The 11,793-nt window shown below is 66.8% G+C and carries 8 protein-coding genes; 4 read left to right on the forward strand and 4 right to left on the reverse strand.

All coding sequences use genetic code 11. The features are described from left to right. Window positions 1-7: 7 nt before the first annotated feature. Window positions 8-1,009 carry a glycosyltransferase gene (locus tag F467_RS0101710; RefSeq protein WP_018139515.1) on the forward strand — a complete coding sequence of 334 codons (1,002 nt, stop codon included), beginning with the start codon at window positions 8-10 and terminating at the stop codon, window positions 1,007-1,009. Here the strand turns inward: F467_RS0101710 and F467_RS0101715 are convergent. Continuing rightward, window positions 1,006-1,707, reverse strand: coding sequence for a class I SAM-dependent methyltransferase (locus F467_RS0101715; protein ID WP_018139516.1), 702 nt, complete (start codon window positions 1,705-1,707; stop codon window positions 1,006-1,008). The genes F467_RS0101710 and F467_RS0101715 overlap by 4 nt on opposite strands. Before the next feature lie 43 nt (window positions 1,708-1,750). Beyond that, the gene (locus F467_RS0101720) at window positions 1,751-3,358 is read right to left on the reverse strand and encodes an amino acid adenylation domain-containing protein (RefSeq protein WP_018139517.1); all 1,608 of its coding nucleotides are present in this window, start codon (window positions 3,356-3,358) and stop codon (window positions 1,751-1,753) included. A 298-nt stretch (window positions 3,359-3,656) separates the two neighbouring features. Between F467_RS0101720 and F467_RS0101725 the strand changes: the two genes are divergently transcribed. After that, window positions 3,657-5,456, forward strand: coding sequence for an ABC transporter ATP-binding protein (locus F467_RS0101725; protein ID WP_018139518.1), 1,800 nt, complete (start codon window positions 3,657-3,659; stop codon window positions 5,454-5,456). Window positions 5,457-5,472: 16 nt separating this feature from the next. Here F467_RS0101725 and F467_RS0101730 read toward each other — a convergent pair whose 3' ends face one another. Together F467_RS0101730 and F467_RS0101735 are read right to left on the reverse strand one after the other, a co-directional pair. After that, window positions 5,473-6,678 (reverse strand): pyridoxal-dependent decarboxylase, exosortase A system-associated, encoded by a 1,206-nt coding sequence (locus tag F467_RS0101730; protein WP_020610533.1) that lies wholly within the window; start codon window positions 6,676-6,678, stop codon window positions 5,473-5,475. A 41-nt stretch (window positions 6,679-6,719) separates the two neighbouring features. Beyond that, entirely contained in the window at window positions 6,720-8,318 is a 1,599-nt protein-coding gene (locus tag F467_RS0101735) for an acyl-CoA ligase (AMP-forming), exosortase A system-associated (protein WP_018139520.1), read from the reverse strand. A 181-nt stretch (window positions 8,319-8,499) separates the two neighbouring features. On the opposite strand from F467_RS0101735, the gene F467_RS0101740 reads away from it, so the two are divergent. Further along, window positions 8,500-9,891, forward strand: coding sequence for a putative O-glycosylation ligase, exosortase A system-associated (locus F467_RS0101740; RefSeq protein ID WP_018139521.1), 1,392 nt, complete (start codon window positions 8,500-8,502; stop codon window positions 9,889-9,891). A 30-nt stretch (window positions 9,892-9,921) separates the two neighbouring features. Then, window positions 9,922-11,763 carry a hypothetical protein gene (locus F467_RS0101745; RefSeq protein WP_018139522.1) on the forward strand — a complete coding sequence of 614 codons (1,842 nt, stop codon included), beginning with the start codon at window positions 9,922-9,924 and terminating at the stop codon, window positions 11,761-11,763. Window positions 11,764-11,793: the final 30 nt, after the last annotated feature.

Below are 11,793 nucleotides of genomic sequence, written 5' to 3' on the forward strand. Positions count from 1 at the left end.
GCCGCCCATGGAAGCTTCCCTGGCGCACAACGTACTCCCGGCCGAGCCGGAGAGGCTCCCCCGCAAGCCACTGGTGTCGGTGATCATGCCGGCCTTCAACACGGCGGCCTACATTGCCGAATCCGTCGACAGCGTCCTGGATCAGGACTACCCCGGCATCGAACTCATCGTGGTGGACGACGGCTCGACCGACGGGACGGTCGAGATCCTGCGCGGGTATGGCGATCGTCTGACGCTGCTGACCCAGCAGAACCAGGGGGCGGCCGTAGCCCGCAATACCGGCATCGCGGCTGCCCAGGGCGACTTCATCGCCTTTATCGATTCCGACGATGTCTGGCTGCCCGGCAAGCTGACCGCCCAGGTGCTGTACATGCAGCAGCACCCGGAGATCGGCCTGGTGCACACGGATTTTCTGGCGTGGAAGCCCGATGCCAGCGGACAGTTCGCCCCGCCCCATACCCTGGCCGATCCCCCGGTTCCGGTGACCGAGGTGCCGGAGATTGTCCCAGAGGGTTCGGGCTGGGTGTACAACCAGCTGTTAATGGAATCCCTGCCGCATACGATCACGGTGATGATGCGGCGCGAGCTGGTGGAACAGGTCGGCCCGTTCGACCCGCAGCTCAAGCGCGGCCAGGACTATGACTACTGGATTCGAGCCTCGCGACTGACCGAGTACCGCCAGCTGGACCGGGTCACCGCCCTTTATCGCCTGCACGGGCGTGGCTGCATGACCCGATACCCGGACGTGAACTACGAGGTCGAAGTGGTCCAGCGGGCGCTGGGTCGCTGGGGTCTGGTGGGGCCCAATGGCGAAAAGACCCCCTGGCCCCGGGTCCGCGAGCGCCTGGGTGATGCCTGTTTCACCTTCGGCTACCACCATTACTGGGAGGGAGACCCACGGATCGCCCGGCGCGCGTTCTTTCAGGCCCTGGTGCGCCGACCGGGACGCATGAAGACCTGGGGGTATCTGGGGGCCAGTACGGTGAAGGCCCTGTTCGCCCGGAGCTAATCTCGGCGGTTTCGATAAACCGCGACACGGCCGATCGGCATCTTTCGCAGCCGCCTGGTGCGGTACTCCCGGTAGGCCACGCGCTCCAGAAATGGGGCCTCGTCCAGCAGCCTTCGCTGGGTCGGGTTCTGGTACACGACCAGCACGTCCCGCTCTCCGTCGGCCTGCAGGGCGCTCTCGAGGTTCGCGAGCACGCGCTCCATGATCGCGGCCTTGAAGGGATTGAACAGGTAGATCAGCAGGTCGCCCGGCGGCAACCCGAACGCGCCGGCGTCGCCACAGACGGTCTCGATCCGGTGCATGCAGCGCTCGGGGTGCCGGTAGATCCGCGCATTCGCGGCGGCGATCGCGTCCAGGCGGGAGTTGTATTCGACCCCGATGATCCGGCGAAACGGATGATGCGATGCGAGCAGCAGCGCCTTTCCCTTGCCCGACCCCAGATCAATGAACGCATAGCGCGCGGGGGCGATGCCCAGGGAGCGGATGATCCTGTGGAACAGACGCGGCGGGGCCCCCTCGTATCCCTCGTGCTCCTGCGGCAGACCCGCGTCGTCCCCGGCCTGGATGCCCGTATTGGTGCCATGCTTGCGGTCGAAGTCCGTCAGCCGGAACAGGACGTTCCGCGGGATGAGGGCCAGGGTGCGCCACCAGCCATGCCGGTGCAGGGAGGAGCGCAACTGAACCAGCGCATCCATCATCTCGCTGCCCTCGCAGTGGCAGGGCCTGAAAGCGCTGGGTTATTCACGCTTCGGCCGCCTGCAGCATATCGACGAGCACCTTGCGATCGACCTTGCCATTCGCGTTCAGCGGCAGTTCGTCCAGAAGATGGATCTCCCGCGGCACCATTACGGTGGGGAGCCGCTGCCTCAGTCGTTCACGAATCGCCTCCACGTCCAGGTGTTCGGCGACCACAAAGGCGATGATGCCGGAGGCTCCACTTGCGGTACGCGGCCAGCCGACCGCAACGGCCTGGTCGGTCGCCGCAGCCTCGCGCAGGGCCTGCTCGACTTCTCCCAGCTCGATGCGCACGCCGCCAATCTTGATCTGGTGATCGAAGCGTCCGAGGAACTGCAGGGGCTCTCCGGGATACGGGCGCCGCACGAGATCGCCCGTGCGGTAATACAGGGTGCTGTCGTCCCCGAGCCGGATGAATGCGGCCGCGGTGCGCTCCGGGTCCTTCCAGTACCCGGCGCTGACCTGCGGCCCGCTGATCAGGAGTTCGCCCTCGCCCCCTTCCGGCACCTCGTGAAAGGCCTCGTCGACCACAAGAACCCCGACCTGGTTGCCCGGATAGCCGATGGGGGCCATCCCGTGGGTGCACTCGGCAGGCGAACGCGCCGGGTCCCAACGGTAGAAACAGGCATCGACGGTGCACTCGGTCGGCCCGTAGGCATTGTCGATCGTGGCGTTGGGGGCGGCGGCCGCCATGATCCTGGCCAGTTCCGCCGACAGGGCCTCGCCGCCAAAGCGACACAGCCGCAGCTGGGGGAAACGGCCGGGGGCCCAGCCGTTGCGGCGACTCATGCCGTGGCCGGCCGACGGCGTGATGTCGATGACGGTCAGGGTCTTGTCGGCGATGTAGCGGTTGGGGTTGAACCACTCGCGGGCGGAGGGGCAGCAAAGACACGCCCCGTAGGCCCATCCCACGTACAGGTCGAACATCGAGGAGTCGAAGGTAATGTCGTAGAACTGCGAGAAACGATCGTTCTCGCTCAGCCCCAGAGGGTCATAGCGCTCCCGCGACATGGCGACGAACCGGGCCGCATTGCGATGACGCACGGCCACGCCCTTGGGTACACCGGTACTGCCCGAGGTGAAGAACAGACAGGCGAGATCGTCGGGATTGACCCGTGCCGGCGACCATCCCTCGGGGGGCGAGGCCGCGTCCAGGGCATAAAAGGCATGCCCGGGCCAGCGGGACTGAAAGGCATCGCAGTCCTCCCGGGTCGGCAGCCAGATCGCACAGTCGGAATGCTCCGGCCCCAGCCAGCCATCCAGCGACTGCATCCCCGTGGCATCCACGACCAAGGCCCCCAAGCCGGCCAGATCGACCATCCGCCGTGTTCGCTCGGGGGGGAAGGACGGGTTCAGGGGTACCAGCGTGTGCCCGGCCATCAGCACCCCCAGAAGGCCCTGGTACAGGATGCGCGAGCGCTGGGCCAGGACGCCGATCGTCCGCGGCCCGTCGGCGGGCAGGACGGCCTGCAGGCCCGAAGCCAGGCTGGCACTGGCGGCGTAGAGATCCCGGTAGCGGATCTCGCCCCCCTCCACATCCAGCGCCGGGCGGTCCGCGAACTGCCTAGCCGCGCGCAGGAAACCGGCGTGCAAACCGAACTCGTCCATGGCCATCCGACCACTCCTTGAAGTCACAAATGTACGGGATGGAGGCCGCTCCTGCTGGCGGCAGTTTTTACTTGAATACTGGCCGAAAGCTGGCTGTCCACCCTCTTCTGGGAGAATCCGGAAACCGGTTAAATCACGCAATCCCGACCGCGGGGGATTTACCTGATATTCCGGTTTGGACGGCCGCATGAGTTTTGTAATTAACGGACCATTCCGCCCCGTCAGGCCTCACTTTCCCGTTTCCACGAGGGTAAAAAAACGCTATACGTCATAGGGGTCCCGATGCTGAAAACCGGTTGATTACATGTTCAGAACCTTGCGCAAGTTGAACGCCCTTTTGCACCCCCGGGATCGCCGCAAGGTCGGGCTGCTGGTGATCCTGATGATCGTCGCGGCGTTCATGCAGACCGTGGGCGTCGCCTCGGTGATGCCGTTTCTCGCGGTGCTGTCCGATCCGGACATGGTTCACGGCCACGCGCTGTTAAACGAGGCGTACAACACCCTCGGTTTCGAGTCGACCGGAGAGTTTCTCTACTTTCTGGGGGTAGCCGCGTTTGTAATGTTCATGCTCGGGACGCTGCTGCAGGCGCTGACGCAGTGGTCGATCACGCGCTTCTCCCACATGCAGCAGTACGAACTGTCGCGCCGCCTGATGGCCGACTATCTGCGACGGCCCTACACCTTCTTCCTGCACCGCAATTCGGGCGACCTGGCCAAGACGATCCTGCAGGAGACCACGCACGCGATCAGTGGCGCGGTGATGCCGGCCATGCGCCTGGTCAGCCAGGGTCTGCTGGCGGTCTCGATCATCGCCCTGCTCATCCTGGTCGAGCCGTGGCTCGCGCTCATCGTGGCCCTGGGTCTGGGCAGCGTCTATGCGGCCATCTACATCGTGGCCCGGATCTGGCTGAACCGGATCGGGCAGGACCGGGTGGAGGCCAACCGCGAGCGCTTCACGGCGGCGGCCGAGGCCTTCGCGGGCGCCAAGGAGATCCGCCTGCTAGGACGCGAGCGCGACTACCTGGAACGCTACCGCCACCCGTCCAGGCGCTACGCCCGGCACCAGGCGAACGCGGTGCTCCTGCAGGACACCCCGCAGTACGCGATCGAGGCGATCGCCTTTGGTGGTGTACTGCTGCTCGTGCTGTACCTGATGGCCGGCGACGGGGGGCTCGCCCAGGCCCTCCCCCTGCTCGGCCTGTATGCGCTGGCGGGCAAGCAACTGATTCCCGCCTTCCAGAAGATCTTCCAGAACGTGGCCGCCCTGCGCTTCAATTTTGCGGCGGTCGACAACATCCTGAAGGATCTGGGTGATCGCGGCGGCGACGTCTTGCCCCCGCGCGGCGAGGCCTCTGCTGCACTGGCGCCGCAGCAGGCCATTCGGGTCGAGGGCGTGACCTATCGCTACCCCCAGCATGACCGCGTTGCGCTGGATCACCTCTCGCTGGAGATCCCGGCCCGCACGACCATCGGGCTGGTGGGCTCGTCCGGGGCCGGCAAGAGCACACTGGTGGACGTCCTGCTCGGGCTGCTGGAACCCGACGAGGGAGCGATTCTGGTCGACGGGCAGCCACTCACCGCAGCGAACGTGCGGCAGTGGCAGGCGGCACTCGGCTATGTCCCGCAGCACATCTTCCTGGCCGACCAGAGTGTCGCCGCCAATATCGCCCTGGGCGTACCGGAGGCCGAGATCGATCATGCCGCGGTGGAGCGGGCCGCGCGCCTGGCCAACCTGCACGACTTCGTGATGAACGACCTCCCGCACGGCTACGACACCCTGATCGGGGAACGCGGGACCCGCCTGTCCGGCGGACAGCGTCAGCGCATCGGCATTGCCCGGGCCCTCTACCGCGACCCGGCGGTGCTGTTCTTCGACGAGGCCACCAGCGCCCTGGACAACGCCACCGAACGCGCCGTGATGGACGCCATTCACAACCTGAGCGGCGACAAGACGATCATCCTGGTCGCGCACCGGCTGAGCACCGTCAAACCCTGCGATCAGATCTACGTGCTCGATAGCGGGCGTCTGGTCGACCAGGGCCGCTGGGAGATGCTGGTCGACGGCAGCACGCACTTCCAGCAGCTGGCGGCCGGGCACGCCTGACAGCGGACCCCTCGCGTCAGACGAGGATCTCCGCCGGCTCCGGGTGGCTGAGGAAACCCCTGGGGCTGGCCGTGTAGCCATAGGCCCCGGACTGGAAGACCACCACCAGATCGCCGATCTCCGCGCGAGGCAGTTCCATCTGCTGACCCAGGACGTCCAGCGGGGTGCACAGCGGCCCGACGACGTCCACGACTTCGGTTTCCGTCTCCCCCATGCGGTTGCCGATGGCGACCGGGTAGTTCTTGCGGATCACCTGGCCAAAGTTGCCCGAAGCCGCCAGGTGATGATGGAGCCCTCCATTGGTGACGAGGAATACCCGGCCGCGCGAGACCTTGCGGTCCAGTATCTCGGCGACGTAAACGCCCGCCTCCCCCACCAGATAGCGGCCCAGCTCGAGGATGATCTCGGCCTGCGGCATCCGCGCGCGAACCTCCGGCAGGCGTTTCTCGAGCTGCTCGGCGATGGGGCCCAGGGTCAGCGGTTGATCGCCCGGGAAATAGGGGATCCCGAAACCGCCCCCGATGTTCAGCGTCTCCACCGGCCCCGGGGCATGGTCGGCCAGGCGCAATGCCAGGTCGAGGGTCAGGCCCTGGGCCTCCACCAGCGACTCGGCGCGCAGATTCTGCGAGCCGGCAAAGATGTGAAACCCGCGAAAGTGCAGCCCCAGCTCGCCAATGCGCCCCAGCATCTCGGGCACGCACTCGGCATCCACGCCGAATACCTTGGGGCCGCCACTCATCTTCATGCCCGAGGTCTTCAGCTCGAAGTCGGGGTTCACACGCACCGCGACGCAGGGCGCCCTGCCGGTGCGCTCGGCAATCGCCGCGACCCGCGTCAGTTCGGTATCGGACTCGAGGTGGATGGTGATCCCCGCGGCTACCGCCATCTCCAGCTCGGCCGGGGACTTGCCCGGCCCGGCGAAGCTGATATCGGCCGCGGACACCCCGGCGTCCAGGGCAATCTGCAGTTCGCGCCCGGAGGCGACATCCAGGCCATCGACCAGCGAGGCCATATGCCCCACGACCGCCGGCATCGGGTTCGCCTTGATCGCGTAGTGGATCGACAGGTCCCGGGGCAGGGCCTGGCGCAGGGCCTGGACGCGGCGCGTCATGACCTGTCGGTCATAGACATAGAACGGGGTCCGGCCCGCGCGGCGGGCGATCTCGGTCAGGGGGATCCCGCCGATCAGCAGCGAGTGGTCGCGCACCTCGAAGGCCGCCATCGCCGCATGACGGGGGGCGGACGTCATGGATACCTCCCGGTTCATGACAGGGCGACCGCCTGGAACAGGCCCTCGAACTCGGCCGCCAGCGCCTTGCGGTCAATCTTGCCATTGCCATTGCGGGGCAGGGACTGCGACCGCAGCTCCAGGTGGCTGGGCACCATGAAGGCCGGCAAGCGCTCGCGCAGCAGCGCCATCAGCTGGTCATGGGTCACCGAGGGTTCGGCGGGCAGCGCGACCAGGACGACCGCCTGGCCCAGCTGCGGATGCGCGATACCCAGCGCCGCCCCCTCGGTCACCAGCCCCGTGGCATAGGCGACCTCCTCGATCTCCACCGGGCTCACCCGGTACCCCGAGGTCTTGATCATCTCGTCGCGCCGGCCGACGAAGTACAGATATCCGTCCTCGTCCATCCGCACCGTGTCCCCGGACCACACGGCCATCTCCTGGCCCGGCAGGCCTTCGGGTTGTCCCGGCGCGGGACGGAAGCGCTGGGCCGTGCGCGCGGCATCGTTCCAGTAGCCCATCGCGACCAGGGCCCCGCGATGGACCAGTTCCCCGGGCTCTCCGGGGGCGCAGCGGCTGCCGTCCTCGCGCACGACCATGACCTCGGCATTGGGTATGGCCCGCCCCATGGAGTCGGGGCGACGATCGACCTCCTCGGGCGGCAGATAGGTCGAACGGAAGGCCTCCGTGAGGCCGTACATCAGATAGACCTGGGTGCGCGGCAGGTGCGCCCGCAGGCGCTTCAGGGTCTTCAGGGGCATCGCGCCGCCCGAGTTCGTGATGTAGCGCAGGGATCGCCGCGCGGCCTCCGGCCACTCCATCTCGGCCAGCTGGATCCACAGCGGTGGCACCGCCGCCAGCCCGGTGATCCCGCCCTGCCCAACAGCCTTCAGAACGTCGCGGGGCAGGAGGTAATTGAGCAGGGTGGCATGGGCCCCGGTCAGGAACGCGGTGGTCAACTGACTGAAGCCGTAATCGAAGCTGAACGGCAGCACGCAGAGGATGCGGTCCTCCGCACGATTGTGCAGATAGTGCGCGACGCTTTGCGCACCGGCCACCAGGTTGCGGTGCGACAGCACCACGCCCTTGGGTCGCCCGGTGCTGCCGGAGGTGTAGAGGATCGCCGCCATGTCCGTGTCGATGACCCGATGGGCCGGCCTGCCCAGCCCGAAATCCGCCGCCGACTGCCAGGCCTCGAGCCGCGGCCCGCCCGATGTTTCGGCGTCAGGCGGTGTGTCCACGAACAGGATGGTGTCCAGTTCCGGACATTGCGCCAGGGCATCGCGCAGCGCGGCATAGCGCACTGCGGACGTGACCAGGATTCGCACCCGGCAGTCCTGAAGGATGTGCGCGACCTGCGAGGCCTTCAGCAGCGGGTTGACGGGGACCATCACCCCTCCCGCCCGCGAGGCCCCGAACATCGCATGGACCGCCTCCGGACATTTGTCCAGATACACCGCAACCCGGTCCTGTCGCTGAAGCCCGGTGGCGAGCAGCCGTCGGGCTGCGTTCTCGATGTCGCTGGCGGCCGCCTCGTATGACTGCGTGACCCCCCGATGGGTGATGGCCGAGGCCATTGGGTTTCGCTCGGCGCTGTGCAAAACGCCTTCGTGCAGCAGGGTGGTGTGACGCATGATCAGAACGGACTCCGTCAAGGTGGATTCGGCACGCAGCCGAGTACGAATCTTTTACAACCCCATACCCACTCGCTCGGTAAATAGGCTACTCTTCGAGTGGGCCGAACACTATCGCCGTTTTCATGTGTCGAAACTCGAATCGACACGCACGTACTGCTGTATAGCGGAATTCTCTGCGATGCGCGACTACCTGCTGTTTTTTATAATAATGGTGTTGATCCCGGTGATCCTGGCAAGGCCCTGGGTCGGCATCCCCGCCTGGTTCTGGGTCGGCCTGATGGCCCCGCATGGCCTCACCTGGTCGTTCATGCGCAGCTTCCCCGTAGCCGCCGTCATTGGCATGACAACGCTGGCCGCGCTGTTTCTGGCCAAGGATCGACGGCCGATGCCGATGACGCGCGAGATGGTGATGTTATGGGTGTTTCTCGGCTACATCACCATGACTTCGTATTTTGCGGTAAATTCCAGCGGTGCATGGGACTTCTGGCAGCACGTTTTTAAGATCCTCTTGATTACATTTATCACACCCATGCTGATATTCGGTCAGCTTCGCATCGTCTGGCTGTTATTAGTTATTACATTCTCCATCGCATTTTTCGGGTTCAAGGGCGGCCTGTTCACGCTGTCCACGGGCGGGCAGTACATGGTGCTGGGCCCTCCGGGCTCCTATCTGTCCGGGAACACGTACATCGGGCTGGCAATGGTGATGGTGCTGCCGCTGATCCTGATCAGCGCGCGGCTGTTCCGCGAGCGCTGGGTGGATCTCGAGATCCCGGGCCTGGAGCGCTTCTACCGGCCGATCAGCTGGGGCGTATACGGCGTGTTCTGGCTGACTGCCATCGCGATCCTCGCGACCTATTCCCGCGGGGCCCTGCTGGGGATCCTGGTGGTCGCGCCGTTCCTGTTCTGGCACATGCGCCACAAGCTGGCGATGGTGATGGCCGGCGTGCTGGTCTTCGGGGTGATTGGAGTGACCGCGCCGGATCGTCTTCTGGATCGCTGGGGCACGATCGAGACCTACGAGGAAGACCGTTCCGCCATGCAGCGCATCCAGGCGTGGGGCGTGAACTGGAACATGGCCACCGAGCGACCGCTTACCGGGATGGGCTTTCGCAACCACCACCTCGGCTATGACTGGTGGGTCGGCTACGCGAATTTCGAGGGGGACTGGCGCCACGTGCTGTCGCCGCACAGCATCTATTTCGGCCTGATGGGCGAACATGGCTTTGGTGGACTCGCCACCTTCCTGCTGCTGGTCGGCTTCACGTTCTTTTCGCTGAACCGGATCCGCAAGCGAGCCCGGCTCGAGACGGGGCAGATCTGGCTGGCGGAATACGCCTGGGCCATCCAGGTGGGGTTGCTCGGCTACCTGGCTGCCGGGGCCTTCCTCGACGTGATCTACTTCAACCTGCTGTTCGCGTTCATCGCCCTGGCCGTCATCATGCGCCGCGAACTGGAAGAAGCACCCCGCGTGGCCGAGGCGCCCGTGTCCGCACCAGTCCAGGCGAACACGTTCCCGACGCGAGCCGAGCCCGACAGCGCCGCCGGGGCGCCCGGCATCTCGCGCTAGGGAAACACGGATTCATGTACACGCACGCTCATGGGTAAGGTCGTCACCTTGGGCGCCTCCACGCTCCAGCCGTGGGCCGAGCGCCTTGCCCAGGCGGTCGCAGCCCATGTGCGACCGGACACCGGGCTCTGGGACCCCATCGAGCAGGCGCCGAGCCCCGCGGACCATTACGGCCAGACCAGTGCGACCCTGGCGCTGTACCTGCAGGGTGGCCCCGAGATGGAACAGTGGGGCTGGCCATTGCGGGCCTGGCTCACGCGCTGTGGCCGCCACGCCGGGCACGCACCGTTCAACCGCCTGTTGCTGCTGTTGTTGCGGGAACGGGTCATCGCGGGGGTACAACCTGTCACGCCCGCACTGGAAACGATGCTCGACGAGGCGCTGCAACGGTGCCATCCGAGTCGACACTATCCGTCGAATAACTGGACCCTGCTGGCCCAGCTTTGCCGTCTGGTTGAGGCCCGGCCCGGCCGCCCACGCGACCATGCGGCGGCTCGGCTGGCCGCATTGCTGGAACGCTGGACGACCGCCAGCGGCGGTTTTATCGACTATCCGGCCCGCCCGGGGCCACGGGGCGTGGCCACCCCGATGGCGTACCACCACAAGGCTTTGCTGATCGCCTCGATTGCGCTGTGTTACGCACCCACGCCCGCGCTGGCAACGCTCACCCAGCGCCTATATGGCTGGGTCGCGCTGACCTGGGACGGCGGAGAGTACGCGGGAGGTCTTGGCCGCAGCACCCACTCCCTGTTCGGCGACGCCTGCCTGGTGGGCAGCCTGGATCTGCTCGGGCTGGCCGGGGCACAGCAGACGGACGCCCCGGCCGGGCAGATGCTGCGTGGCGTGCTGGCGCGATGGGAGCGGCAACGCAGAGGCGACGGTCTGCTGGGTCTGACGCCCGCGGATCGTGCCTCCACACCCGGGAACCGTCCCGCGGGATGGGACAACTACATGCACCTGTCGGTCTACAACGCCTGGGCCGCTGCGGTCCTGGCATGGGCCGGCGACCGGCGGCGCCGCGAGGGGACGCCGGAGATCGTCGAGGATCTTCAATGGGCAGGAGGGCGGACCGGCGCCTGCCAGCAGGATCTGCAGGCGGGCGTACTGTGCGCCCGGGCCGGGCCGGACCTGTGTGCCCTGATCAGCACCCGCGGGCAGGCGCCACAGGCGTTCAGCCGCGACGTGGCCGAGCTGCGCTATGCCGGTGGTCAGCCCTTTCACATTCGCCACCGCGACCGGATCCTGTGCCCGCCGGCGGTACGGGTCGAGGCCGAAGCGCTGCTGCGCAACCCCGCCCTGGCCGGCTGGGTACCTTTGTTTCAGATCGGCGACCAACTCTGGGCGCTGGCCGATTTTCGCTCGGTGACGGTGGATACGCCGGGGGCCACCGTGCGGGTACGGCTGGAAGATGGCCACGCGGTCCCCGTACTTCGGGCAGCGGCCCGCACCCTCTGGAGGCGCGGCCTGGCCGCGCTGGACTGGCGCTGGTTCGGCGGGGCCGTCGGACGCGGGGAGGCCCTGCGGCGCCCGCGCTCGTCCGTCCTGTTCGGCCGCATCACGTTCTGGCTGGACCCCGCCGGGCCCACACTGCGCCAGGAGGTCGCGCTGGAATGCCGAGGCGAGGTCCCGGTCCACTACCTGAACCCGGGCGGCCATGCGCTGGTGGTCGACAACGGCCCGAGTGTGCGGCGCTTTCAGCAGCAGGATCCGGTGACCGGTCAGTGGACCGAAGTGCTCTTTCCCGCATCCGGACGCTCGATCGTCCAGATCCCCCTGCCCTCGACCATCCCCGGCCTGGGCTGCGCACTACCGCCGAAACCGCTGCCCCCGGGCCCCTATGCCCACCGACTGACGCTTGGCTGGAGCGACTGAATACCCGCCCCCGGAACGTGAGGGAGACGC

Origin of the sequence: Thioalkalivibrio sp. ALJ12, from assembly GCF_000378305.1 — a bacterium.
In the GTDB taxonomy this organism is placed as follows: Bacteria; Pseudomonadota; Gammaproteobacteria; order Ectothiorhodospirales; family Ectothiorhodospiraceae; genus Thioalkalivibrio.

Bases quoted from the DNA above. Each gene is read 5' to 3' on its own strand.
- F467_RS0101745 (WP_018139522.1), top strand. From the start codon at position 9,922: ATGGGTAAGGTCGTCACCTTGGGCGCCTCCACGCTCCAGCCGTGGGCC.
- F467_RS0101730 (WP_020610533.1), bottom strand. From the start codon at position 6,678: ATGGCGGCCTTCGAGGTGCGCGACCACTCGCTGCTGATCGGCGGGATC.
- F467_RS0101715 (WP_018139516.1), bottom strand. From the start codon at position 1,707: ATGATGGATGCGCTGGTTCAGTTGCGCTCCTCCCTGCACCGGCATGGC.
- F467_RS0101740 (WP_018139521.1), top strand. From the start codon at position 8,500: ATGCGCGACTACCTGCTGTTTTTTATAATAATGGTGTTGATCCCGGTG.
- F467_RS0101725 (WP_018139518.1), top strand. From the start codon at position 3,657: ATGTTCAGAACCTTGCGCAAGTTGAACGCCCTTTTGCACCCCCGGGAT.
- F467_RS0101735 (WP_018139520.1), bottom strand. From the start codon at position 8,318: ATGCGTCACACCACCCTGCTGCACGAAGGCGTTTTGCACAGCGCCGAG.
- F467_RS0101720 (WP_018139517.1), bottom strand. From the start codon at position 3,358: ATGGCCATGGACGAGTTCGGTTTGCACGCCGGTTTCCTGCGCGCGGCT.
- F467_RS0101710 (WP_018139515.1), top strand. From the start codon at position 8: ATGGAAGCTTCCCTGGCGCACAACGTACTCCCGGCCGAGCCGGAGAGG.